This window comes from Saccharibacillus sacchari (assembly GCF_037722395.1).
Lineage (GTDB): Bacteria > Bacillota > Bacilli > Paenibacillales > Paenibacillaceae > Saccharibacillus > Saccharibacillus sacchari_A.
Map to the genome: position 1 here is coordinate 150,898 of NZ_JBBKAR010000061.1, position 26,344 is coordinate 177,241.

Here is a 26,344-nt window from a genome sequence, read left to right on the forward strand (position 1 = left end):
TCAGTCCTCCGGCTGTTTTTCCGCCAATTCCAGCAGTTCTTTTAACATCCCTGCTTCCTTGCGGATTTCCCGTTCGTCCTGCCGTCCAAGCGCTGTCTCAAATCTTCTGAGTGCACCCGCTATTTGCGTGCGCGCGCTGCCAAGCGTTTCTTCGTAAATCCGATCCCCGCGAGCTAACAGCAGACGGTTCTCCGCTTTGTCGCGAGGATGGATTTTGATGTCTTCCAGCTCGCGGAACCGTTTTTCGACCTCCTCCAGCGACATTCCGCTCACATCCTCGCGGATCAGCAACCGATGCGTCTCGTTCGTGGACAGCGTCGTGGCTTCCACTTCCAGAATCCCGTTGATATCGTACGTGAAACGCAGATCGACAGCCTCTTCTCCCGCGCGGTTCGTAGGCACGGGAATCTCCAGTTGCCCCAATTTGATATTGTTGCGCGTCAAGCGGTTTTCGCCCTGGTAGATTTCGATGCGGATCGCTTTCTGATCGTCGGTCACGGTGTAAAAGCGCTCCACCCGGCTGGCCGGAATGACGGTATGACGTTCGATAATCGGGAAAAAGTGTCCGTTGTCGTAGCCGCCGTCTCCGTTTTTTACCGTTACCATCGTGCCCAGTGTATACGGACATACATCGGTGAGTACGACTTCTTTGAGTTCCTCGCGGCGCTCCTTCATCGCAGCCACGATTCCGGCTCCGATCGCAATCGTTTCGTCCGGGTGGATACGTGCCGCGGGCAGGCGTCCAAACAACCGGGCCGCAAACGAGTAAATCAGCGGCATCCGGGTAGCTCCTCCAACCAGAATGATCTCGTTCAGTTCCTTTGGACTCAGCGAGGCATCTTTCAAAGCACGTTCTACCGGATTCCGTAGGCGATTAAGCAAAGGCTTCGACATATGGTCGAACAAACCTCGGTCGATCACCCATTCATGGGTCTCCCCGTCAACCGTGCAAGTAAGCTTCGCATCTTGCTGCATGGTCAACATCCGTTTTCCTTGCTCGGCCTGTTTGCGCAGCGCCGCCATCGTACGGTTATCGAGCGAATCCCGTTCCAGGCCGAATCGTTCCAGAAAACGGCCGATCAGCATATCCGTAAAATCTTCCCCGCCGAGAAACGCATCCCCGGCCACCGATTTCACTTCCATAATGCCTTCAAACATATCGAGGATCGAGACATCGAATGTCCCTCCCCCAAGATCAAAAACGAGGAATTGGCTTTCTTCCTGTTCCAAATGCAGACCGTACGCCACAGCGGCAGCCGTCGGTTCATTGATCAGACGCTCCACCCGCAGCCCGGCAAGCTCTCCTGCCCGCTTGGTCGCTTTGCGTTGGATATCGTTAAAATAAGCGGGAACGCTGATTACCGCTTCTTCTATGGACTCGCCAAGCAAGGCTTCCGCATCCTGCTTCAACGAACGCAATACGAATGCAGACAGATCCTCCGGCGAAAATTCGTACTCTCCCAGCTTATAACGCCGGTCCGTGCCTATGTATCGCTTAAAAAGCGCGGCAGTTCGCTCAGGATGCGTAATTAGACGCTCTTTGGCGATCTCTCCGACTAAAATTTGACCGTTATCATCTACTCCGACAACCGAAGGCGTCAGCACGTTTCCGAGCGCATTCGGAATCAGCGTGCTGCCCTCTTCTGTCCGATAGGATGCCAAGCTGTGTGTCGTTCCCAAATCGATCCCGATAATCGGCACTACGTTCACCTCGCTTTTCGGTTTGATGTCGCTAACTATTTATTCCTCATTATATACCATAACCCTTTTAATTCCATAAAACTTAAAAAGGGAAAGCCTCCATACGATCAGAAGGCTTTCCCAAAATCGGTGACTGCTTTGTTGTACGTCGTAGGGTGCATAAGATTAAGAATCCGATTTTTGTAAAAACCGACTGGCACGCAACCTTTCGCTTCGGTACGAAGAAAAAGACCTGCCTATTGAAATCAATAAAGTAATTTAGGAGTTTTGAGCCAAGCGCACCAGCAGATGGGCCAGCTTATGACGTTGATCCTGGTCGCCTACTTTCCATAGCTCCTGAAGAAGCTTCTCTTCGCTGTTGCGCGGTTCTTCGTTGGCTGCCAGATAACCGGCCACTTTCTCGGCGACTTTCGCCAACTGCTCTTCGCCCAGCCCGATGCTTTCTCCGATTTTGACGCGGTTATGCAAGTATTTTCTGAACTCTTCGAAATCTTGCAAGATCTTGTCTTTTTTATCGTCACTGATTCGATCTATCGTTTGCTCAATCTTATCCGTTCGCAATTCTCCGTCTTTCGTTACCGAATGATGTTGTTCTTTGATGTTGTCGCTCATGGTTAGTTCTCCTCTCGGGTGTAGGTTTCTCTAAGCGGATCTAACGGCGTTTTTTTCAAAGCGATAAGCACCTGCTGCATTATTATTAACCCGTGAGCCAAATATGAACCCTGCGTTTTAGCTTTTATGAATTTTGCGCAATTTTTTGTGTATCCAGATAGCTGCTTGCGTCCCTTCTCCCATCGCGATCGTGGAAAGTTCGGAATGAAGTCCAATATCCCCGGCTACCCACACACCTTCGACGTCGGTCATTTTGGTTCGGGAATCGGTTTTGATATGACGATTGCTTTCCAGCGTGACGCCGAGCTGCTCCGCAAGTTCCGACCGGACATGATTGCCGCCGAAAGCGATGAATCCGCGTTCCGCTTCGATCACCGTTCCGTCCGCCAGCACGACCGACTGAATATCGTGATGCTCGTCGGAACGGACTTCGGCTACCGGCTGCTCGATGTAAGCCACGCCGATCTCTTCCAAATGATCGAGCAAACGCTGTTCGATCGGCTTTTGTTCATGATTGATATAGGTGACGTGGGGCGTCCGTTCGGCCAACAGCGCCGCCATGCCCGAGCCGTGTTCGCCCGAGCCGATCAATACCGTTTTCCGATCCACGATCTCGTAACCGTCGCAGTCGGGGCAAATATAGATGCTATATCCCAACGCGTGGCGCAAACCTTGGATATCCGGGTAACGATCCAGCATGCCGGTTGCGATCAATACCGTATGCGCGGTAAACCGGTTCCCGTCTCCCGTCGTCAGAACAAAGCGCTCTCCGTCCCGCGCAGCCTCGGTCACGGTTCCTTCTATAAACTCGATCCCCAGCCCTTTCGCCTGCTCTCTGCCGACTTTGCGCAGATGTTCGCCGGTTACGCCTTCGGGCCAACCGATAATATTATGATACGTATGGCACACGGAAGACCGCCCATGGCCGGAATCGATCACCAATACATTGTGCCCGCTGTAGCGTCCCAATTGAATCGCAGCTTGAGTACCCGCAATTCCTCCTCCGATAATGATGCAATCGTATACCATAATAAAGAAAGCTCCTCTCCGATTATGCAGGTTCGGGTGCCGAACGTTTAGTTGCCCGTCGCAAATGCCCGCTTGCTTTTATAAAGTCAGTTTCAAAATTATATAAACCAAATGAGCTTTTTTGAACGTTAATTTGACATGTGCGTGGGTTCTCCATACAATTTGTGTAGTTGAGTTTGCATATTTCAGCATTTGCATAAGACTGAATATGCAAGCTATAAATCGGACTAAAAACCTACATACTGAAAGGGGTCGTTTCCCTTCGATCGAATACGAAGGCCCCGGAACGTTTCTCGCATCGCGACAAACGGGGGCAATTTTATTTTTATTTTTCTGCTGACTCTTGTTCTGTGCCTATCGCCTGCGATCTTGAAAGACGCAGATCCAATTGATCTGGACGAAGCCCTGGACAATCTCAATAGCGCGGATACCGGCGTCGGATTATTGCCTTCCGGCTTATCCTCGATGCTGTGGACGCCGGGCGGAATTCCGCTGGAATCCGATCCTGCGCCGCCCTACAATCCTTTTTTCCCGCTGCATGCGACAGAGCTGCTGATCGGGTGGGCCGTACTGCTGCATTTGAAAAGAATGCTGCTGCGACCGCTCAAATTTCTTTCCAATTACGTGCATGGGCACCGCTTTTCCTTATCCACTTGAAAAGCGTTTCATACACGAAGGGAGAAATTTGTTCACATGGGAGTTACCATAGCTATTAATCTTACGCTGGTTGCGCTGCTGATTGCCGCGACCGCCTATTTCGTTATCACCGAGTTTGCCATTATTCGAGTTCGGGGAAGCCGGATTGATCAGCTGATCATGGAGGGCAACAAACGGGCCGTTAACGCTAAAAAGGTCATTACCAATCTTGACGGATCGCTCTCTGCCTGCCAGTTAGGGATTACGATTACGGCCCTCGGCCTCGGATCGCTCGGCGAGCCGACCATGGAGCTGCTGCTGCACCCCGTGTTCGAAGCCGTACCTGCGATTCCCGAAGCGGTTGCTTCGCTGCTCTCTTATGTGTTGGCATTTGCGATTATCACCTATTTGCACGTCGTAGTCGGAGAACTGTTCCCGAAAACGGTAGCGATTCAAAAATCCGAAGCGGTTACGCTGGCCGTATCGGGTTCGCTGCTTGTTTTCTACAAAGTGATGTATCCGTTTATCTGGCTGCTGAACGGTTCAGCGAACCAGATCGGCCGTTTGATCGGTATGAAGCCGGCCAGCGAACACGGCGAAGCTTTTTCCGAAGAAGAACTGCGCCTGATTTTGAATGAAAGCTACGAAGGCGGCAAAATCAACCAAAGCGAACTGGGTTACGTGAACCGAATCTTTGCTTTTGACGAAATGCTGGCCAATGAAATCATGGTGCCGCGTACCGATATGGCCTGCCTGTATCTGGACAAATCCCGCGAAGAGAACCGGCGCATTATTTTGCAAGAACAATACACCCGCTTCCCGGTAGCCGATTCCAGCAAAGACCATATCGTCGGAATGATCAATACCAAGCAATATTTCCTGTCGCTGGAAGAGAACCCGGACCTTGATGTAGCTTCCCTCGTCCATCCGGTCATGTCCGTCTCGGAAAGCATGGCGGTCAAGGATCTGCTGAAAAAGATGCAAAAAGAAAATACCCATATCGCGATATTGGTCGATGAATACGGCGGCACATCCGGCATGGTCACCATCGAAGACATCCTCGAAGAAATCGTAGGCGATATCCGCGACGAGTTCGACGAAGCCGAAGAAGCCGAGTTGGTTCAAATGTCGGATGACGACCTCGTCGTCGACGGCAAAGTCTTTATCCACCGCATCAACGAAATCCTGATGACCGACCTCGACGACGAAGAACTGAACACAATCGGCGGCTGGCTATACGGCCAAAAACCGGATCTTACCGTCGGCCAAAAATGGCAGTACGAAAACCTGGAATTTACCGTACTCCGCCGCGGCCCCCGCCGCTACCGTAAACTGGAAATCGTCCGCCACCCCGTCGAAGCCGACGAAAATCTTGAACACAACGCACTGGACGAAGAAGTCTAATCGTCTTGGCACAGTAATCTTTTTTTTATGTTCCGCTTTTCGATCTTCTACCCACAAAACCAGCAAAAAAGCCTTCCGGTCTTCCGGAAGGCTTTAATTTTCGAATAGGTCCCGTTTGTAAAACTACGCCGCAGCGGAGGAAAAAATTCAGTGAAATACAGGGTTTCGAAGAAAACCTGCGGTAACATTCAGCGCTATGTTGACGTCTTTGAACTAGGGAGACTTCCTTTAAAATTCATTCCAGTTTCCCGAGTGAGACAGCGAATTGTAAAGCATTTCGAAGAAATGCACTTCGGAAGCATAGGCTTGTAATTTGTTCCGCAGCGTCATCGCTTTACGAACAGGACTTCACCAAGAAAAGCAAAGCCTCCCGGTTCCCCGGCAGGCTTTTTGCTCTACATCAAAAACCACTATTATACTTATCGTTGCTCGAAGAACGCTGCTTCGTCGCATCCTTGTCTTTCTCTTCCTGCTGCTCCATCCGAATGTCTTCCATCGGCAGCGGATCGACGTTTTGTTCCTCTTCGTGCATATCGAATAAACTTTCGTTTTCCGTCGGATACTGTTCGGGATGATCGTGTGCTCCTTCACGATTCTGATCTTGCTGGTTCTGCTCGTGCTGTTTCTTTTCCTCGTGCTTGGCATCCATCGTCTAAAACACCTCCTGTAGTCGGCTTCTCTCCTTGTTTACCCGTAACGAAGAGCGATCTAATCAATAAATCGCAAGTGTTGCAATAGCTTCTCCAGCATCACAGCGGTCTCTGCGCGCGTCGCTGCTTGAGCTGGAGCGATACGTCCGTGGGCATTTCCTTGCAGGATACCCGACGAAGCCAGCTTTGTCAGCGATTCACGCGCCCAAGCGGGAATATCGGAAGCGTCATTGAAACGACCGAGAACAGAAGCGTTCGATATCAGCGTTGCTCCAGCAAATTCGGTTGCCTTGGACAGCACGACTGCCATTTCCTGACGAGTGATTGGCGCGTTCGGGTTGAATGTACCGTTTGGATAACCGTTCATAAGCCCTGCACCTACAGCCGTACCCACAGCTTCCGCATACCAAGCGTTTTGGTCGATATCACTGAAGGCCGAAGCTGAGCCTGCGTTGGCAGCCAAACCTAAAGCTCGTGTTGCGATCGCCGCGAACTCTGCACGGGTAACGTTGCGAGCCGCCGTAAATGCTCCGTTGCCTGTTCCATCCACGATCAGACGGGATGCCAGTTCTTCAATATAAGCCTGAGCCCAGTGCCCGTTGATATCGTTAAAAGTCTTGAGCGATTCGACAACCGTATAATAACTGTTTCCGTTACGCATGAGCGAAGCGGTCACTTTACCGCCTTCTGTCGTAAACACGGAAGGAACAAACGAGAATGTGCCTGTAGTCGAATCATACAATACGCCAGTTAGATTCTGTGTATTCGGACCGTCCGGCAGAGCAATCGTGCGCTTCACATACGTATTTCCGAAGTTGTTCAGCTCGATCGTTTTGCCTTGCGCTTCAGCGGTCACGCGGAATTCCAGAATCGGAGCAACCAGAGCGAGTCCGCTTTGCGAAGCTGCACGTTTTGCTTCTGCGGCGGTGTCGCCAGATAGAGTAACCATAGAGACTTTAATGACAAAATCGACAGTAAATTGTCCAGCCAGATTGGCCTCGTTCAACAGCTTCAATGGCAAGGAATACGAACCTTGATCCGACGCAAAGGATAGAACGGCATTCGTATTGGCGGCCGCTTGACGCATCAGTTCGGCTCCTGGCAATACAACTTCCGCACCCGCTGAATTTGAACTCACAGGGAAGCTGGCTTCGTTGGAACCATTGGCCAGCTCCGACAACTTGGCAGTCAAATCGGCAGCTGTGATCGTTGTTGTCGAAGCTGCATTCGGACTCGTACCTGGGGTAGGGGTTCCCGTTTGTCCATTTCCAGGGTTCGTTGCATTGCCGCCCGTAGTTGGTGTCGGAGCAGGCGTCGGTGTTGGCGTCGTTCCTGGATCAGTTCCCGGGTTCGGATTTGGGTTCGGCGCCGGGACGACAGCTTTCAGATCAAACTGGGCAATAACCGGATCATGATCGGATACCCGGCCTCTCGATTCCGGATAGTCTGCATTCAGGTGAACGACGTCTACTTTTGCCGAAGCCGCGATGTTTTTACTAGCCAGGATGTGATCCAGAACCTGCGAGTTACCGTCGTAAGTGTACGTATACTGTTCACTGATCGGCAGTGTATCGATCAGGTTCACCAATTCGTTCCCGCGCAGCAGGTCTGCTGTCGGCGTAAATTGGAAATCGTTAAGATCGCCCAATGCGACGATATTGGCTTTTGGATTAGCAGCCAGCACCGTTTTGACAAACGTATTGACGGTCTTCGCAATCTCATGGCGCTGAACTTCGCTCGACAAGATCGGCGGCTGAACGTTGCCGAACGGACTATTGTCGCCACCTTTGGAGTTAAAGTGGTTGGCAATGACGATGACCTGCTCGCCCTTGAACTCAAACTGGGCTGCCAGAGGTTTGCGTGATTCTTTAAATGCGGTATTAGTCGGGTCGATTCGTGCCGGGTTATGGTTCAATTTGCCGGATGCCGAATCGTAACCAGCAGCGGTCTTGGCATCCCCTTTTGCGCCCTTTACGCTATCGGACAGCTTAACGCGATCCGGGTTGTACAGGAAACCAACGCGGATATTGCCGCCAGGCTGACCGCCGTCTTCGTTGTTTGCGGGAGCGACGTCCGTATAGAGATACGTTGGACCGCCCGCTTGAGCGATTGCCTGAATCAATGCGGAAGCATCCGCTTCGACGCTTCCATTATTCGCCGGTCCGTCCGCATCTTGCATCTCGACCACACCGATAATATCCGGACGCTTCATATTCGTTGCGATCGATTCACCGAGTTTCTTGATTTTTGCATCGCCGGTTCCCGGATAGAAGTTCTCGATATTGTAAGAAGCAATCATCAATTTGTCTTCTGCCGGAACCAGATCCGTCGTTTCCTGACCGCGTGTGCTTGCCGTAATGGAGGGCAGTCCGTTTTTTGCAGGAATGACTTTGAAGTTGGCATTGTTGTAACCGATCACGCCTGTGACATCGCCGTCGAACGTATCACCCGTTCCCACTTCCTGACCGGGGTTTCCATAGGCGATAATCAGACGTTGCGGATTGTAGTTCAGATACTCCTTGAGCACCAGTCCGCCCGCCGGAGAAACAACTCCGTTGCGATCATTTTCTACGCGTGCGGCAATGTTGTAAGTCCCTGCGCTTATCCAGTAAGGACTGAGAATCGTTGGGCTTGGAAGTGTGACCCGCATCCCTTCCAACGATTCGTAAAAGTCGATTGCATCATATTCCGGATCGAATTCCGCCATATTGTCGTCATCGATGACCGAAGATGGAATCATGCGGCCTTGTTTGCCCAATACGATAGGTTGAGGCACTTCGTAATCGACGCCTTTCACAGCCCCTTCTACCTTGTTAACCGAAGAAAGGGTGATCTGCGTAGAAGTCAGGTTGGTGCTGCTTCCTTCATTATATTCATTGACTGTACCGGATACCCGAACAAGATCGCCTACAGCAGGCTTCAGGTCTTCTTTGGTCGAATATACGAAGATGCCTTCGGATGTCGCCGGATCATTGTCGGGTTTGTTGTCTTGCAGGAAAAAGCCTCTGTAATTGCCACTGGAGAAGGTGTATCCATACTGAGTCACGACACCTTCAATGTCTTCCACCTTTTGGCCGTCATAGTCGGAAGTATGCGAACGGCCTTGAATATCGTGGATACGCGGCTGCTGTACGGTTTCATAGCTGAACGTATACACGCGGCTTTGCTCACCGTTCCGTACGGCAATAGCTTTTACCGTTGTATCTTGCTCAACTTTGAACGCATGTTGATACAGCGAGCTGGATAAAGTCGGTTCGCTTCCGTCCAGCGTATAACGAATTTCCGCTCCCGCTGCCGGGCTGGACAATATGACTTCGCCGCCGATCATGATTTTGCCGGATTGCGGATTCGCTGTGACCGAGAACAATTCTTCCACCAGCGCGCCATCGCCTAGCGGAATCAGTTGGTACTCGTTCTGATATTGCTTGACGACACCTGTCACACGCTCAAAGGTCTTGCCTACAGACAGCTTCGACGAGTTCGAGAAAAGAGTGAACGTCTGACCGTTTTGCGTGGCCGTATAGGCGTTGCCGGTTGGATTTTTGGCTGTGATCTCGATATCGGTTAATTCTACAAGTTCAGCCTCATGTGCTTCGCCTTGAGCAGGCGACAATTCAATTGCCGTCAAAAGCTTCGGATCAGGTACGCCTGCATTCTCTTGGATAACCTCATAAGGCAGACCGTCTACCGGCTTCAACTCTTGCAAATTGTTGTAAATCTCCATGACGCCGCCCACACGAACCCGGTCGCCGACTTTGACGTTACCGTTCGAGTAGCCGTATAACACGATCCCGCCTGTCTGATCCTGAATATACGTCTCTGCACTATTTATGAATGTGACAATGCCTTCGGTCAGTGCATTCCCGCCTTTTGGAAGCAAACGCACATCCGCAATGGCGCTTGGTTCAATCAAGCTGTATGTATATGTCGTCTCCTCGCTCCGAGTCATTCCTTCCGCCTCGGCGTAGGTGCGAATCTCAGTCGGCCCGGTAATGGTGATAGGGCTGGTATAAGGCTCATACGTTTCAGATCCGCCGGAACCGTAGACGGCTGCATATACGCTGGTTCCGACAGTTGGGCTGCTTAGCGAAACTTGCGTTCCGGCAATCACCGCACCGGATGCCGGAGTAGCGTCTACGGATTGTACGCGGAGAGAATCGTAAAAGCTGTTGCGCGGATCGGGAGATGCAACCGAAAAATCGCTTCGATTTGAATCGGTGTCAAGTCCACGGTTCGACAAAGCCAATCCGTTAACAGAACCCCTTACAGAAGCGGTTGTGTTGCTTAGAACTTCAGTAGGAGCCGTTCCTTCATACTTATTCGCTGCTCCGTAGCCAACCAAATCAACCTCATTGCCCGAACCGTCAATTAAATCTACTTTACCGTTCGGCCCAGCCATTTTGATAGACAAAGCGGACAGATCGGCAGTCGGTAACGTAGCCGCATTTCCTGTCCCTGCACTCGCTTCGATCAGATAATAACCGTTAGCTCCGATGCTGCCTTGAAGCACAGCCGTATTTTCTCCCTCGTTAGGGAATGAAGAAGCTGTCGCGGAAGCATAACGAATCTTCCATCCTGTTACATCAATTGCTGTAGAGGTTGGGTTGTACAGTTCGATAAAATCATTTTTGAAAGGGGCTCCGCTATTTCCGCCGCCTCCATAGACCTGTGAAATCACGATATTATCGTTAGCCGGAGTCGCTGACGCTGGAATAGGCGCCGGGAAGACGCTGGTCATTAGGACCGCAGCCGCGAGTAATGCAGGCCATTTTTTCTTCTTTGCCGAAATCATGTTCATACTTTTGGGAGTTCCCCTCTCTATTTCTTGTTCATTTGGCTTTCTCGCTTGCCAAGCTGATTCATTCTAGCATCGCTGTATTAACGGGCGGCGCGACGACGGTTAACGGGATGTTAAACTATATCTTATACTAGGGCGTGTACATGCAAAAAAGCCCCACTTCGCGTAACCGAAATGGAACTTTTTTTCTGCTTCGGATTCTACTGTTCAACGATGCTGCGCGTAGACATTAGCAGGAACGGCCGAGCGAATCGCTTCAAGCTCCGCATCGTTCAAAGGCGAATGTGAGGCTGCGGCCACATTGGAACGGAGCTGCTCCGACGTACTCGCACCGGCCAGCACGCAAGCAACTGCCGGATTAGCCAATGGATACCGTAATGCCGTTTCAACCAATGGGCGATCCGCTGCATTTGCGATAGCATTGCGGAAATCCCGCAAATCCGCTTCCGCATATCCCAGATAACCTTTTGCCAATTTATGCTCGCCTTTTTCCACCAACATCCCGCTTGCTACAGGACCGCGCGCAATCAGGCCTATGCCGTTCGTTTCGATTAGCGGCAGGATCTCTTCCTCCGGTCTGCGATCCAAAATACTATACTGACTCATGACACTTACGAGGTTGGAGCGCGATACATATTCCCGGACGACATTCGGACGAATCGACGAAATGCCATAGTAGCGGATAACGCCTTCACGCTTCAACTGCTCAAAAGCTTCGATCGTTTCTTCTATCGGATCGTCAAGCGTCCCGCCATGCAGTTGATAAAGATCGATATAATCGGTTCCTAATCGGCGCAGACTATCCTTTACCGCAGACAGAATATAAGCTTTCGAAGCATCCCAGACCCAACCCTCCTGGCCCGGCACTCGACGGTTTCCGACTTTGGTTGCCAAAACAACCTCGTTTCGCCGACCTTTGATCGCTTTTCCGACCAACTCTTCATTACGTCCCGCATCGTACAAATCTGCCGTATCCAGCATATTGATCCCCAGATCAAGAGCCTCATGCAGCAAACTGACGGCTTTATCCTCTTCTGTCCCTATCGACATACAGCCAAAACCGATCTCGCTAACGAGAAGTTCCGAGCGGCCAAGTTTATTCTGTTTCATATCGGGTGCTCCCTTCATTTTTGAAAAATGGGTCTTGCCGATCATTCCGCATGTTCATTTACCTTTGCCCGAAGCGTCGATATGGCCTCAAACATCTTGCGTCCTTTTTCTGTTTGTCCAAAAACGAACCACTGACTGCCTTGTTGCCCGCAGCGAAGTTGAATTCGTTCACCCATCGCAGCCTCCTGGCTATACGTGATACGAAGCGACGCCAGATCGAAATGACGTAATTGCTCCGGGGTCATCAGATCCGTACATAGATCGGCATACCGGGCATTGTTCATATGACCGTAACAGTCCACTGCGCTATAAGGCACGGTATAGGCAACAGGCTCTGACCACTCTATCCCCGTATCGGGTATGGAGACCTTTTCCGGTGAACCCGATAAGGAAGCACGACTGCTAACCGGCAATGGAAAAGGAAACGCAGACGGACGCAATATACGACGTCTGGCAATATCGACCAGCGTCCAAGCCGTAGAAGCCCGCATCGCTTCAACACCATCTGCTCTAAGAAGCCGATAATCTCTGGTCCACAATACACCGGATGCTCCGGCATTCCACGTTTCCAGCTTCAACGATTCTCCCTGCCTCGGCGTCGTCTCCAACTGTATTTGAGCCGTCATCAACACCCAGGCCAATCCGCGCTCAAGCAGTCGGGTCACTGGAACGCCGGCATCTTCCAAATGGCGGTCGGCCGCATTTTGCATCGCCGCCAGGATCGCAGATGGACGAACGCGCCCGGCGAAGTCCGATTCCGTCACTGTCGCAACGAAAGATTCCGTCCATACATCCTGCATAGGCTTCTTCTCCTTTCAAGCAAAAACAGCTCTTCACCTTCTATCCTTCATTATATCGTTGCGTAAAGATATAAAAGGCTTCGCGTCTCCAATGAGATACGAAGCCAATAAAAGGTTAAAGCAGCCCTGCGATGTTCATGGGTGTAGCGCGTATGTAAACTTGCCTTTTTTCAAGCTTATACGCCCCGAAAAGCACTCAATCTTCTGCCTGATCGATCCAGACCGTTTTCGATTCAAAAGAGTCGCGCTTGCCTTCGCCCGGTTCGCGAGCCGGATAGCCGAGGTAAACGAAGCCTAACATTTGCCCGTTCGGTCCCAGACCGAAGCGCTCTGCCATCAACGGATGATAGCATGGGCTTCCGCTTCTCCATACCGCGCCCAGACCCAGGGAATGCGCTTCAAGCAGCATATTCTGAATTGCCGCTCCCACTGAAAGAGTTTCCTCCAACGGAATGATATTCGGTCCATCAACAGGCTCGCAGCCTACCGTAATGATAACAGGAGCACGCGATACTTTTTTCTGCGCGGAAACCAGTAACTCCTCGCGTTCTTCCGCCGACGGGCTGTTGCCCTTCTCCGCGGCTTCCGTATCCACCAGTGCTTGTGCAAGACGGGATCGACCTTCTCCTTGCAAAACAAAGAATCGCCACGGCTGCGTTTTACGGTGAGTCGGCGCCCACGTTCCCGCTTCCAAGATACGCTCGATCAATTCGCGCGGCACGCTTTCCTCTTTGACCGCCCCGACACTGCGCCGGGTACGGATCGCTTCTGACAGTTCCATTGCGATTCCTCCTTTTTTATACTTATACGCCGCTTGCCAAATCCACCGCATAAATACGGCTTGTCGCCTGCCAAACTTCGCCCGGTTCGATTGCGAACAGGCCCATATCTTCGCTCGGCAGCGATTGGTTCGGTGCGTTCACCAGATTGACCTGCGGTTCCGGACAGATGAACGAGCCGCCTGCTCCGCTGTTCCAGATCATCCAGTGACGGTAGGACGTTCCTACATCATACACAACTTTGACGCCAATACGCGAATCGGTAATCTCCGCACGGTTGCGTCCGCCCTGAGGAACGGCTGTGTAATGGTTATCCATCGAATCGATATACGGGTTAACGCCGCTTTCGCGCATTTCTTCTTCCCATTCGGTCAACGGTTGGAAGCCTTCAGTCGGCAGCATCCGTCCATCCAGCTCGCGTCGTTGTCCGATCGTGACTTTGATTTTGCAATCTTCCGACGTGCTTTCTTCCGCAAAAGGCGCATTGAGTGCCGTATGGAAAGCGAGCAGCGCAGGCAGCTTGCGTCCCGATTCGTTAAAGAGCGTGACGTCTTGTTCCAATCCCAGCGAGCTCAGCGTATAGCGGATACGCAGCGTGAAAGCATATGGGAAATAGGCGTACATCTTATGGCCTTCGCCGACATGATGAGCCACCACCGCAAAGCTTTCCGCTTCCGACGCGCCGAAAGCTTCTACTTCCCAAGGAAGCGTATGCAAGTAACCATGCAGGAAGTTGCCTGTCGCTTCTTCGTTCACGGGGAATGTATACTCTTCGCCGTTCCATTTGAGTTTGCCGCCGTCATAGCGGTTCGGAGGGAACAGAGGCGGAATGCCGTGTGTGCCTGGATCAGATACAAAAGCCTGCATATCTTCCGGCTCGTGCAAGAAACGGAAACCGCGCTTGGTATCGCGGAAAGCGATCAGGTTACCGCCGACATTCGGCAGTACGGCGGCTTCGTAATCCCCGTATTTCAGCCAAATGGCTTGTTCTCCGTTATAGTCGCCACGTTTTGCTTCATATACCGGAGGAGTTCCGGCATTTGGATTCATCGACATATACAGTCTCCTTTAAATCAAGATGGAATCACTCATGGATTATTATATCGCGTAGGCGGAGGCGCTTTCAAACTTAAAAAGAAAAAGACGGCCAAAGTTGACCATCTTGGGTTGTCGAGAAAGTTACGTGTGCGTGGGGAAGCGAGCAGACTGCGAGAGAAATTCGTTCAATTCGCTGTCTCACTTGAAAAACGGGATTGAAATTTAAGATGTAGTTTTCCAAGTTCAAAGGCGTCTTGAACTGAATTTCTCTCTCCGTCTGCTCGCTTCCAGCTACGTTGGACTTTCGCAACACGTTGAAGGTCAAGATGGACTATCTTTTTCTTTTTCTTTTTCTTTTTCTTTCTTCGGGCTATCCTTCTGCGCATCGGGTTCGGATTTCTCCGCGCCCAAAGCCAGGAACAGATCGTAAGGTTTTACTTCTTTATCGCTGCGTTTGCGTTCGTAAGGTTCGAATAGCTTTTGTACTTGACGGAATAGCTCTTCGGCTTCGTCTGGCTTCATGTATAGGATATTCTGCATGAAGCGGCCTGTGTCTCCGTCGCCGGTTACGCGGCCGAGGAACGTTTCTTTGGTTTGGTCGAATTGTTCCGCGATTAGGCGGCGGACGTTGGACCAGTAGACGCTGCGCATTTCCGGTTCGATCTCTGCGGCTTTGATCTCGATCTGGCCGGAATAGGAAGCGTAGTATTTGGCTACGATGCCGTTGATGACTTCGGTGTGGTCGATCGACACCAGGTCGATCGACTCCAGCTTTTTGACGTGGTAATAGACTTTCGCAGGCACTTCGCCCATTCGGTCCGCTACTTCTTTGACCGTGGCCGGCCGTCCGAAATCCAAAAAGGTTTTCAATATCCGCAAGCGATACGGGTCGGAATAGATTTTGATCTCTTCGACCGTGTTCAGCATTTTGCTTTCTCGTTTATCCACTGCTCCAGCTCCCGCTTTTTCGTGATCGGCTCCATATGACGCGAACCCCGTATCTTTCTATTATAGGCGAAAAAGGACTGGCCGCACAAAAGCCTCTATTTTAACGTCCGCAGCTTCGGGATCAAAAGCATCGCCGCCGTAGGCACCAGCACCAATCCGCACATGATTAGGTACAACGGAGGCAATTGAATCTGTTCGGCGACGGCGCCGGACAATGCGCTTCCGATCGGGAAAGCGGCGAGGCAAAACGTGTTGAACAAAGAAGCGACGCGCCCCAGCATATCCGGCGGCGTCTGTTCCATGACGTAAGCGGTCGCCGGCGAAGCGATCAGATTGATCGACAATCCCAGCAACATATACAGACCCGCCGCGAAAACCAAAGCCAAACGTGGCGCGTCCAGCAGCGGAGGCAATACCATCATGCCGATCGAAGCTCCCATCAGCACGAATCCGGCGACCATCAACGTTCCTTTTCGCACCCGGTTCCCGAGTTGTCCCAGCAGTACCCCGCCCACGATCATGCCTGCCGCCATTCCGATACTGAGCGCGCTGAGCGCGCCCGGCCCTTGTTGCAGCAATTCGCCTACGTAAGCCGCTTCCAGCGCTTCGATCGGCGAAACGGCAAAGTTGAGAAACGTCGCCAGGCCGATAATGATCACCAATGTTTTTTGACGGTACAGATAAGCCAGCCCCGATAACAGTTCCTGACCGAAAACGGAAAACGACAACGCCGCGACGGCTTCGTTTTGCTCCTTTTTTTCCGGCTGCATCGACGGAATGCGCAGCAGCGTCAACGCGGACAATAGCAGCATCAACGCGTTCAACCCGAACGCTCCTCCGAGTCCGACCCATGCGATCAAAGCGCCGGACAAAGCAAACCCGCCCAATCTGGCCGTTTGCGCCGCGGAAGCCATAAGCGAGTTGCCCGGCATGATCTGTTCTTTAGACAGCAATCTCGGCAGCCACGACATCATCGCCGGATTGGAAAAAGCGGCAACCGAGGAAAGCAGCATGGATAACGCGAACAGATGCCATACTTGAATCGTGCCCGTGATATACAGCAGCGCCGTTCCCGTCACGATTCCGCCCCGGACCAAAGCGCTCACGATCGCCGTTTTTTTATTCGACCACCGATCCACCAACACGCCCGCGAAAACACCCAAAACGATCGTCGGCAGCGTTCCGACGGCAAACAATGTTCCCATCAGCAGCTTGGAACCGGTCAGCATATACACCAACCAACTGTACGCGATCACGTCGACCGAATCTCCGAAATTGGACAAAACCCGGGAAAACAGCAGTTGGCGAAACGAATGGCTGGCCCAGAGCGAACGGATACCCGGCTTTTCCGAATGCGGACGTGTCGTTGCAGCAGGAGAATTTAGCGATGCGGTTTGTATATCTTGCATGATTACGCCTCCTCAAATTTTTATTAACGTTAAAATATTTTTAATGTTAATCTTATTTTAACGATAACGAATATTTTTACAAGAGGTATCGTTAAAATTTTTTTGACGTGAATATACAAAAAAACGTTCTACCGGGTAGCAGAACGTTTTCTTCTGGCTTTTTGTTGCCAACGGCTATTATTCATTCGCGCTCAATCTCGACCCTGATCCCTTCGCGGGCGGAACGAAGACAAGCGTCCACCGCACGCATATCGCGTAAAGCATCCGCCGGAGGAAACGGAAGCTCTTTTTCGCCGAATACCGCACGCGCAAACGCATCGGACTGCAAAATATAATGATTGGTACAATGCAATTTTTCTTCGCGCCGATGCTGATCCGTATCCACGATAATCTGAGGATTTTCCCGCCAGCCGAACATATGCGGAAGCTCGATGCGTCCTTTTGTCCCCGTCACCTCGAAGTAAGAACGGTTATACGCCCACATCCCGCACTCGAACGTCAACGCCACGCCTCCGGAAAAAGCAAGCAGCCCCGAAGCGGACATATCTACATCGTCATGTGTCGGCGAGAAAAAAGCATGTGCGGACGCCCATAGCGGCTCGCTGCCCATGACCATGCGCGCGGCTGAGATCGGATACACGCCGATATCGTAAATCGAGCCTCCGCCCATCGCCCGATTGAAACGCACATTGCCCGTGTCGTCAGGCGTACAATAATTGAACGCGCCTCGCATCGAGCGAATCTCCCCGATCTCGCCGGAGGCGATGATTTCGCGTACCCGGCGGTGTTTTTCCCCATATCGGTACATGAACGCTTCTGAAAATACCACATGATGCTTTTCGCACGCCGCCAACATGTCCATCGTCTCTTCCGCATTCAGCGCCGAAGGCTTTTCGCACAATACATGCTTACCTGCCTGCGCCGCCCGAATCGTCCATTCTTTATGTAAATGGTTCGGCAGCGGAATATAAACGGCGTCGATCTCCGGGTCGTCCAACAAGTCTTCATAGCTGCCGTAATAACGTTCCACGCCTGTACGTTCCGCCATCTGTCTGGCTTTTTCCACATTTCGGCTGGCTATGGCTACCACAGTCCCTCGCTCAGACTCCTGCACCGCCGGGATAAAAGCACTTTCCGCGATTGCTGCCGTTCCGACGATTCCCCATCGCAGCGTTCGAACCATATGTTTTCCTCCTTTAAATAACCTACCCGCCCTAATGATAACGCTTTCTTACCGCTCTGCCAATCGCCTTCTTTTCCCCATAAAAAAAGATACGCATCAAGCCTGTTCGGCGCGTATCTTTTGAGCGAATCAAACTCCGTAATTATCTTCGGCCGCTTTGTTCAGCATCCCCAAACAGCGGTCCAGATCGGTTTTGACCTGTTTTTTGTATAAATTGGCTTTCTCGGGTCCGTCTTCCGTAAAATGATACAGCACGATTTCCTGGAAATCGACGCGGGGATCGTTGCCTTTGAGCTGCTTGGTCCGGTAAAAGACGCCTTCGTGCACCAGTTCATGCAGCGCACGGTAAATTTCGCTCTGTGGAGGCACGTACCCGAAGGGCTTGAAGTTCTCCTTCATCTCTTCGAGCATCTGATATCCGTAACCGCGTTGCTGCTCAACCATGGTGATAAGGTACAATTTGATAAATGCCCGTTGGGCGATCATGAAGGCCATGCTGTTCTCCTCCTTTTCGGGTGAACGTTTGTTCCCTTCCATTATAAACGACTTTGCGCATTTTCACATCTTTTGACCCGGTTTTTTTAGAAAAAAAGGGCGTAGCGGCGCTTTTCTCCTTTTTTCAGAGGGAGAGCAAAGACAAACGGGTCCACTCGTAAGAAGCGATAGGCTCCGGTTTTCTATTATGAATTTTTCATGTGATAAAATATTTATTCGAATTAACGTTTTAAAATAATCTGGTGGAGCTCATGCTCATTAGCTTCAGCTAATCGATAGAGGACCTCGTAAGGATTGCCGGATAGCTTGTAAAAGCGGGCAAATGCAGGCTCTGTTTTCAAACCTTCTCGCTTAAGTGTACGAATAGACTCCACTGCTGATATCTCGTCCAACGCCAGCAGCCGACGCTCTACGATCATATGCCGACATCCGTTTTGCAGAGCAGGTGGTCGTCCCTGGCCAAACAATTCGATCGGGATCTCCTCCCATAAAAATCGGATAACCTATCGTTCCTCCCCTTCTACATGGCGCTGATAAGCTTCAAATCCGTCCAAATGCCCATAAGTGCTCGTGCAGACCGGTAAAAAATGGGCATGGTCATCAACTTCACATAGCACATCGATGTCACTGCCCGGAATATCAATGCCGATTGGAAACGTGCCTGCTATGGAAGGATGATACAGAGCGAGCCGAGTCAACATACCACTGCGATGCAACGCATCGGCCAGTTCCTGCTGATGTTCATTCCCCTGTTCAAGCCAGCGTAATCCTTCCTCGCCTGTCGGAGCGTGAAATAGACTTGATATATGTATACGATTATGTTTATCTTTTTCGTCTGGCAACTGAGCCATCGCTATCCCTCATCTCTCTGCTCTCGGATTCGTATACTTTCAATACTACAGCATATCTCAACCCTATCTCTAATTTAGACAAGCTGCCCGTACACTTCAGAGATTCAAAAAAGAGGCTATTTCCTCGATATAAAAAAGACGCCCGAAGGCGCCTTTTGGGTGAGCGAGGGTCTCTAACAGACACCTGCATCGTTATTTTATAACTGGCGATCCCCGCGCGGCGGCAGCGTGTCCGACGGGTCGTCAATCGACCGGCGGCGTTCGGCTTCGCTGATGCTGTCTGCCGGATTGCGGTTCGAGATGCCGACTTCTTCCGCTTCCAAATTCGTTTCCGGATTTACTGTGCCGCCCGTGTGCATCTCGTTACCGTAGCCTTCTTCCGTCAAATGGTAGCGATTCGCATTCACGGAACGGTTATCGCGGAACGAGTTGTACACGTCGCGGCTGCGATTGTCTTCGTCGACCAGCACCAAAATATTCCCCCGGTTCAGATATTCCTGATACTCTTCCGCCTCGTTTTCAGGAATGCCAAGTCCCACAAGACCGCCGACCAGACCGCCTGCCCCAGCGCCTACCGCCATGCCGGCAATCGCTGCCGCTAACGGTCCCGCTGCCAGGATCGGCCCGATTCCCGGAATTGCCAGCGCGCCCACCCCGGCCAACAGACCGGTTACGCCGCCCAGTACGCCTCCGGTTGCTGCGCCTGCCGCCAAGCCTTCCGGAGCTTTCGTTCCCGTCTCTTCATCTATCGCTCTCAAGTCGTTGCGGTCTTTTGCCACTACCGAAATTTCGTCCGAAGTAAAACCTCGGTCTTGAAGGTTTTGAATCGCTAGTGAAGCTTCCCGCTCGTTTTCAAATACCCCTACGATCTTTTTAGCCATCATTAACTCCTCCTTCATCGTTGTTCCCAACTGACTTGGGATTCGTGTTCGTTTCTTTATTACCCGGTGCAGGGCAGGCGAAACGTGGAATTGTTGATGCGCCAAAGATGCAGGGTTGCTCAAACCCGCGATTCCGTTATCCGGCAAACAAGCTCTTTCCGCATCCAATCACTTTAGTTGCGGGGACGGACGTACCTTGTCGCTTCGGCTCCGTTCGGGTCATCCGGCCAGTAATGCTTCGGATAACGACCCTTCAGATCCTTTTTCACTTCAAAATACGTTTCTGTCCAAAAATTCGCCAAGTCGGACGTAATTTGTACCGGACGACGGGCCGGGGAAAGCAACTGTAGCGTAATCGGCACACGTCCGCGTCCTATGCGGGGCGTCTCGGTCTGACCGAACATTTCTTGAAGCTTTACCGCCATAAAAGGACGTTCCGGGTCGCTGTAATCAACGGCAATACGCGAACCGCTCGGTACGCTCAGGCGCGTCGGAGCTTCCGCGTCCAGCGTTCGTCGCTGCTCCCATGCCAAGCGTTGCTCCAGCAGCTGCGAGAGGTTGAGCCTTTTGAGCTGGGCTTCATTGCGAATTCCCGACGCGTAAGGAAGCAGCCATTCTTCCAGCTCCGCCAACAACGTCGCATCATCGGCTGCCGGGAATTCCGAATCTGCCAGGTGCATGAATGTCATGCGATTTTGCAGTTCCCGTGCCTCCTTGCTCCAGGGAAGAATCCGGCCGTCCGTGGCGCGAATTCCTGTCAGCAAAGCTTCTCCAACCGCTTCCGGGTCGGGTGAAGAAGCTTGCGCCGACTGTAAAATAACAGCTCCGATCCGTCGTATCCGCAGCGCAGATACGGCCGCGCGGTCCGAATCCCACTCGACGCGAGTTTCTTCAACCCCTTCTTCAGCGGCAAAAAGATTCAAATCGTCCGCTTCGATCGGAGCGGCAAGCCAGATCCGACCTTCGCTTCCTTGATCGTCGATATCGGCGGCGACCACATATTCTTCCCGCGACAACAATTCTCGTTCGGGGATGTAAACGCCGCGGCCGCCGCTCAGAAGGAAGCGCCCCGCTCCTCTGCGACGTCCGACCCGATCGGGAAAAGCGTAGGCAAGCAGCAAACCTGCCCGATGAGGTTCGCCGCGGAAACTTTCCGTGACTCCGGCAATCCGGCGCAGTCGATCAGCACGCTGCGTAGCCCGATCTTCCGGTGTACTGCGCACGCCGGTAGTCCTTTTGTAGGAGGCGGCAAAAAGAGCCTCCAGGCGCGGAAGCAGGGAGACGGTATCCGTCGCGGTTCCACCGACAGGCGCAGAGGAAGACGCTTGCTCCTGAAGCAGCGCCGCAAGATCGCAAGCCAGGCCGTGCAAGCCGGGATCGAGATCGGCAGCACGCCGGATCATCCGGGCCAGTCGAGGATGCACGCCAAGATCGCTCATCGCCCGGCCTTCCCCGGTGATACTGCCGTCTTCGCCCAACGCATGCAGCCGCCGAAGCAGTGTCTGCGCCTCCGCATATCCTGCTTCAGGCGGTGCATCGATCCAATCCAGTTCCCGCGGATCACGCACGCCCCAGGCGGCCAACTCAAGCGCAAGCGGCGCCAGATCGCTTTGCAGCATCTCGGGAACCCGTGAAGCCGGCATGCCCGACTCTTCTTCGCGGCTCCATAACCGATAGCAAATACCCGGCGCAGTCCGCCCCGCACGCCCTCTTCTCTGATCCGCCGACTCTAGCGATTCGGTCAGCGTGACCAACCGCGACATGCCCGTACGCGGAGAAAACGCCTGCGTACGCATCAGGCCGCTATCGACGACGGCCGTCACCCCCTCGACCGTGATGCTGGACTCGGCCAGCGTGGTCGAGAGCACGATCTTCCGCTTCCCGTCCGCGGAAGCCCGAACGGCGCGACGCTGCTCCTCGCGCCCCAACCCGCCGTGCAGGGCCAAAATCTCCGCGCCCGCCATTCCCCCGCCGCGAATCAGCTCTTCCTTTGCGCGCGAAATCTCGCGCACCCCCGGCAGGAATACGAGAATTCCTCCCTCGCTCTCGTCCCAAGCCCGGCGCACGGCCTGCGCCACCCTGCGTTCCAGCGGAAGTTCCCTCGTTCCGCCCAGATGCACCGTCTCGACCGGATAGACCCGGCCTTCGCTGCGGATCACGTCCGCACCGCCCAATACGTTGGACAATGGCTCAGGATCGATCGTCGCCGACATCACGAGAATACGCAGATCGTCCCGCAATACGGCGCGGCTTTGCAAAGCAAGCGCCAACCCCAAATCCGCTTGCAGATTGCGTTCATGGAACTCGTCAAAAATCACCAGACCCACATCCTCCAGGGAAGGATCGGCTTGCAGCATTCGCGTTAAGATCCCCTCGGTCACTACTTCGATTCGGGTACGGCTGCCTGATTTGCTATCCAAAGCAATCCGGTAACCGACTGTTTCTCCCGTTTTCCCGCCGAGCGATTCCGCGATATAATCGGCTGCCGATACGGCTGCAAGCCGCCTAGGCTCCAACATCAAAATTTTGCGTCCTTCCAGCCAAGGTTCATGCAGCAAAGCCGGCGGAACCCGAGTCGTTTTGCCGGCGCCGGGCTGGGCGATAAGAATCGTAGGACGATTCTCCGTCAAGCTGCGCCTCAGCTCAGGTAGCGCCGAATCGACAGGAAGCGATATTCCGGTAATCTCTCGCAGCGAATCTTGGGCGTAAGGATCGACAGGCTCTTCTTCTTTTTTCATATTCCGAGTGTGATCTTTCTTCATGTTAGACCTTTCCCTTCTTAATATACGTAATCCGATTTGAATGAATGTTTTGGGCCTACTGAAAATGTATCGTATAATGGATCATGCCAAGCTCGCACATCGTTTTATGCGAAGCTTTATTTTTATAATCGATATTAAGGCCTGCACACAAACGAATGGTTAGCGACTTGTCTTGCTTGTGTGTACGCCCTAACAAGGAAGTGAACGATGATGAGACGCGGACGTTTTGCACCGACTCCATCCGGAAAAATGCATTTGGGCAATGCCCGAACCGCGCTGATTGCCTGGCTTCATATGCGTTCGTTGAACGGCGAATTCATCCTCCGCATGGAGGATATCGACACCGAGCGTTCCCGGCAAAAATGGGCCGAACTCGCGTTGCTCGATCTGCGTTGGCTCGGTCTGGATTGGGACGAAGGACCGGACATCGGCGGCCGTTATGCGCCTTACACGCAAAGCGAGCGCTTGGACAGGTACGAAGAAGGATTGCTCAAGCTGGAAGCCGCAGGCGCATTGTACCCTTGCTATTGCAGTCGGGCAGATATTCTGTCCGCCGCCAGCGCGCCTCACGGATTGCCTTCCGAAGGACCTGCATATGCCGGAACATGCCGACATCTGACTGCCGCAGAGCGTGCCGCAAAAGCGCTGCATAAAACGCCTTCGCTGCGCTTCGCGTTGCCTGAAGGACGAGAAGTGCGTTTCGAAGACGGCATCGCCGGAAGCCAATATTTCGCAGCAGGCAGCGGAGGCGACTTCGTCGTTCGCCGCGCGGACGGCCTGCATTCGTACCAATTGTCTGTTGTGATGGATGATGCGGATATGAAGATCACGGATGTCTTGCGCGGATACGATCTTTTGGATTCGACGCCAAGACAGATCCTGTTGTATGAAGCGTTGGGCTTTCAAGCTCCCGAGTTCCTGCATGTTCCGCTGCTAAACGGACCGGATGGCAAACGCTTAGCCAAACGCCACGGAGGCATCGCCATCTCCGCCTTCCGCGAACGCGGCACGACGCCTGAACGACTCGTTGGTTGGCTGGCCCACGTCAGCGGACTGATCGATCGACCAGAGGCGGTATCCGCTACGGAACTGATCCATTCTTTCGACCTGTCTTCGATCCCGCGCGAACCGGTCGTCGTGGACGTGCCTGATCTATAACGTTTGCGATCGTGCGAATACCTGCATTTCTCCATGTTTGCAGGTATTCGAAACGCGGGCTTGGGCATACGTCAAACTACTGGATTTCTGCATCAATTCCCGCCTAACCGATCCTTGATTTTATCCGCATATTCCAAATACGCACCGCCGCCCCAGCCTCGTTCCTCCTCCACCATCCGAAGTTTCAGCTTCTGCGCATTCAGCTTTTGTCCAATCTCCTCACGCTCTTGATCCGATCGGCAAGCCGCAAGTAAATCCTCCAACTCCAGACATTCTTTCCGCAACACAATCTCCGGCGGAAGCATTCCCGCATTTTTCAAGATCCGGTAAGGAACCCGAAGTTCTTCAGGCACTCCTGACAAGTCTTCCACCACGATAGGCTTCCCTGTCCCCGGCAGATCGTCAAATTCCCCATTTCGAACCGCCTCGTCAATCTTCTGCTCCGCCAACCAAGACAACCATCCCATCCCTATCCCCTCCCGACCCTATTCGTTTTCGTTTTCGTTGCTTCATTATACCCGATTCCTTTCGGCTTCGCTTGCGCAGCAGTCCCGCCGCTGTTCCACAACAAAAAGCCCTGCCTCAGTCATCCTTTGGCGGGGCTTGAATCTATTCGCAAATCCTGTTCGTTTGAGGGGAAAGCTTAGGGGCTACAGGAGAAATTTCCAGCACATGCTCCCGAAGTGCATTTCTTCGAAATGCTTTACAAGACGCTGTCTCGCGCAGAAAGCTTCCAGCTTTCCGCGCTCAAAGGCGTCTTTCACTGAATTTCTCCCTTCGCCGTCTGCTTTCGGTGCATAAAAAGGCTTGCTCGACCTATTTTCGGGTCTTGCTCGCTTATATAAAGAACAGTAAAACATAACAAGCAAAAAGAACTTAAACAGCTAATACTGATCTATACATCAAGTCTAATATCCCCCCAGCAGCTAAGTTCCCGTAGCCTGCAACGCAGCTACCCTTCCTTCATCCCGGCCCATACCGAAGGGCCGGGTGCCCTTCCTGCCTACCTTCCGCTATGTGCTAGCCCAGCGAGCCCGATTCCGAACCTGAGCGACTTTTGGCTTCCCGGAGGGAAACAACCTGAGCGAAGGGGCGGAATCGGGCGAGCGGTCACTAGAACAACAGCGACTCCCCACCGTCGACGGTGATCGACGTCCCCGTCACATGGCGCGAATCCGAAGAAGCGAGGAATACCGCCAAATCGGCCACTTCTTCCGGCAAGCCATGACGTCCGGCAAGCGGATGGTCGCCGCCACGCGGGAATTCGAGCGGGATCGCAATTTCGTCCATACGGGCATCTTCCTCGGTCGTCTCATCGATATTTGTCGAGATCGCACCGGGACAGATCGCATTGACGCGAATACGGTAACGGGCCAGCTCCAAAGCCGCCATTTTGGCGAAAGCGACTTGTCCGGCTTTCGACGCGCTGTAAGGCGACATCCCTACGCTGGAGTACCGTCCGTTGCCGTTGACCGAGCTGGTAATGATGATGCTTCCCCCGCCCCGTTTCTTCATATAAGGAATCGCATATTTCACGGACAAAAACATACCGCCCAGATTGACGTCGATCGTCTTTTTGAACTCATCCAGTTCCATATGTTCGATAGGGCCTTTGGCTCCGTTAATACCGGCATTCGCGAATACCGCATCCAGTCCTCCGAACTGCTCGTTTACGTTCCGATAAGCCGCTTCCATATCGCCCGGTTCGGATACATCGACGATCTGGACAAAGCCGGAACCGGGACGAATGCTTTCCAATTCCTGCCGCGCCGATTCCGCGCGAAGCGGGTCAAGCTCGAACAAAGCTACGTTGGCGCCTTCTTGTGCGAACTTTATGGCTGCTGCCAGACCGATTCCGGACCCTGCGCCGGTCACAATTACGGTTCTGCCTTCAAAACGCGGTGCCGTCATGGCAATCCACTCCTTCATTCTCAGAAAATAAATACCTGTTTGGAGGCAGTTAGACGGCTGCTCCAATCCAGGTATTCATTACCCGAAAAGATCTTGCGTTCAATCATTTTCCGCTTTTTCAATTCTTTTTTGAAAATTGATTAATTATTCTCGTAAAAAGGTTTTCATAAATAGGCACGGTAGGGTAAA

The 26,344-nt window shown here is 52.5% G+C and carries 20 protein-coding genes and 1 pseudogene; 3 read left to right on the forward strand and 18 right to left on the reverse strand.

Annotation, left to right across the window (positions count from 1 at the left end):
• The 3 genes from WKI47_RS25130 to WKI47_RS25140 form a co-directional block, all read right to left on the reverse strand.
• Complete coding sequence (locus WKI47_RS25130; protein WP_340229956.1) at window positions 1-1,701, reverse strand: molecular chaperone HscC; 1,701 nt, start codon at window positions 1,699-1,701, stop codon at window positions 1-3.
• Between the two features lie 258 nt (window positions 1,702-1,959).
• Window positions 1,960-2,301, reverse strand: a complete 342-nt coding sequence (locus tag WKI47_RS25135) for a DUF3243 domain-containing protein (RefSeq protein ID WP_340229995.1) — start codon at window positions 2,299-2,301, stop codon at window positions 1,960-1,962.
• 129 nt (window positions 2,302-2,430) lie between these two features.
• Window positions 2,431-3,342, reverse strand: a complete 912-nt coding sequence (locus WKI47_RS25140; protein ID WP_340229957.1) for an NAD(P)/FAD-dependent oxidoreductase — start codon at window positions 3,340-3,342, stop codon at window positions 2,431-2,433.
• Window positions 3,343-3,711: 369 nt separating this feature from the next.
• Between WKI47_RS25140 and WKI47_RS25145 the strand changes: the two genes are divergently transcribed.
• Together WKI47_RS25145 and WKI47_RS25150 are read left to right on the forward strand one after the other, a co-directional pair.
• Window positions 3,712-3,999: a hypothetical protein gene (locus WKI47_RS25145; RefSeq protein WP_340229958.1), complete on the forward strand. Its 288-nt coding sequence runs from the start codon at window positions 3,712-3,714 to the stop codon at window positions 3,997-3,999.
• A gap of 36 nt (window positions 4,000-4,035) precedes the next feature.
• The gene (locus WKI47_RS25150) at window positions 4,036-5,382 is read left to right on the forward strand and encodes a hemolysin family protein (RefSeq protein WP_340229959.1); all 1,347 of its coding nucleotides are present in this window, start codon (window positions 4,036-4,038) and stop codon (window positions 5,380-5,382) included.
• 400 nt (window positions 5,383-5,782) lie between these two features.
• On the opposite strand, the gene WKI47_RS25155 is transcribed toward WKI47_RS25150, so the two are convergent.
• The 13 genes and pseudogenes from WKI47_RS25155 to hrpB all read right to left on the reverse strand — a co-directional run bounded on the left by WKI47_RS25155 (window position 5,783) and on the right by hrpB (window position 23,008).
• Window positions 5,783-6,031, reverse strand: coding sequence for a hypothetical protein (locus WKI47_RS25155; RefSeq protein ID WP_340229960.1), 249 nt, complete (start codon window positions 6,029-6,031; stop codon window positions 5,783-5,785).
• 59 nt (window positions 6,032-6,090) lie between these two features.
• The gene (locus WKI47_RS25160) at window positions 6,091-10,830 is read right to left on the reverse strand and encodes an S-layer homology domain-containing protein (protein WP_340229961.1); all 4,740 of its coding nucleotides are present in this window, start codon (window positions 10,828-10,830) and stop codon (window positions 6,091-6,093) included.
• A 207-nt stretch (window positions 10,831-11,037) separates the two neighbouring features.
• On the reverse strand, window positions 11,038-11,940 hold the full coding sequence (locus tag WKI47_RS25165; RefSeq protein ID WP_340229962.1) for an aldo/keto reductase: 903 nt from the start codon (window positions 11,938-11,940) through the stop codon (window positions 11,038-11,040).
• Between the two features lie 41 nt (window positions 11,941-11,981).
• Window positions 11,982-12,740 carry an acyl-[acyl-carrier-protein] thioesterase gene (locus WKI47_RS25170; protein ID WP_340229963.1) on the reverse strand — a complete coding sequence of 253 codons (759 nt, stop codon included), beginning with the start codon at window positions 12,738-12,740 and terminating at the stop codon, window positions 11,982-11,984.
• A gap of 196 nt (window positions 12,741-12,936) precedes the next feature.
• Window positions 12,937-13,521, reverse strand: a complete 585-nt coding sequence (locus WKI47_RS25175) for a nitroreductase (protein WP_340229964.1) — start codon at window positions 13,519-13,521, stop codon at window positions 12,937-12,939.
• 22 nt (window positions 13,522-13,543) lie between these two features.
• Window positions 13,544-14,575: an aldose 1-epimerase gene (locus tag WKI47_RS25180; RefSeq protein WP_340229965.1), complete on the reverse strand. Its 1,032-nt coding sequence runs from the start codon at window positions 14,573-14,575 to the stop codon at window positions 13,544-13,546.
• Window positions 14,576-14,878: 303 nt separating this feature from the next.
• A complete protein-coding gene (locus WKI47_RS25185) occupies window positions 14,879-15,505 on the reverse strand; it encodes a helix-turn-helix domain-containing protein (RefSeq protein ID WP_340229966.1) in 627 nt (208 codons plus the stop codon).
• A 95-nt stretch (window positions 15,506-15,600) separates the two neighbouring features.
• On the reverse strand, window positions 15,601-16,914 hold the full coding sequence (locus WKI47_RS25190) for an MFS transporter (RefSeq protein ID WP_340229967.1): 1,314 nt from the start codon (window positions 16,912-16,914) through the stop codon (window positions 15,601-15,603).
• A gap of 181 nt (window positions 16,915-17,095) precedes the next feature.
• Window positions 17,096-18,097, reverse strand: a complete 1,002-nt coding sequence (locus WKI47_RS25195) for a Gfo/Idh/MocA family oxidoreductase (protein ID WP_340229968.1) — start codon at window positions 18,095-18,097, stop codon at window positions 17,096-17,098.
• 129 nt (window positions 18,098-18,226) lie between these two features.
• Window positions 18,227-18,592 (reverse strand): helix-turn-helix transcriptional regulator, encoded by a 366-nt coding sequence (locus WKI47_RS25200; protein ID WP_037287423.1) that lies wholly within the window; start codon window positions 18,590-18,592, stop codon window positions 18,227-18,229.
• Window positions 18,593-18,813: 221 nt separating this feature from the next.
• A pseudogene (locus WKI47_RS25205) lies at window positions 18,814-19,443 on the reverse strand (DUF4269 domain-containing protein).
• Window positions 19,444-19,640: 197 nt separating this feature from the next.
• Window positions 19,641-20,324: a general stress protein gene (locus WKI47_RS25210; protein WP_340229969.1), complete on the reverse strand. Its 684-nt coding sequence runs from the start codon at window positions 20,322-20,324 to the stop codon at window positions 19,641-19,643.
• A 173-nt stretch (window positions 20,325-20,497) separates the two neighbouring features.
• Complete coding sequence (gene hrpB / locus WKI47_RS25215) at window positions 20,498-23,008, reverse strand: ATP-dependent helicase HrpB (RefSeq protein WP_340229996.1); 2,511 nt, start codon at window positions 23,006-23,008, stop codon at window positions 20,498-20,500.
• A 288-nt stretch (window positions 23,009-23,296) separates the two neighbouring features.
• Here hrpB and gluQRS point away from each other — a divergent pair, with 288 nt between their 5' ends.
• On the forward strand, window positions 23,297-24,244 hold the full coding sequence (gene gluQRS, locus WKI47_RS25220; protein WP_340229997.1) for a tRNA glutamyl-Q(34) synthetase GluQRS: 948 nt from the start codon (window positions 23,297-23,299) through the stop codon (window positions 24,242-24,244).
• Between the two features lie 92 nt (window positions 24,245-24,336).
• Here the strand turns inward: gluQRS and WKI47_RS25225 are convergent, their stop codons facing one another.
• Together WKI47_RS25225 and WKI47_RS25230 are read right to left on the reverse strand one after the other, a co-directional pair.
• Window positions 24,337-24,711 (reverse strand): DnaJ family domain-containing protein, encoded by a 375-nt coding sequence (locus WKI47_RS25225; RefSeq protein WP_340229970.1) that lies wholly within the window; start codon window positions 24,709-24,711, stop codon window positions 24,337-24,339.
• Between the two features lie 646 nt (window positions 24,712-25,357).
• Window positions 25,358-26,155: an SDR family NAD(P)-dependent oxidoreductase gene (locus tag WKI47_RS25230; RefSeq protein ID WP_340229971.1), complete on the reverse strand. Its 798-nt coding sequence runs from the start codon at window positions 26,153-26,155 to the stop codon at window positions 25,358-25,360.
• Window positions 26,156-26,344 lie beyond the last annotated feature (189 nt).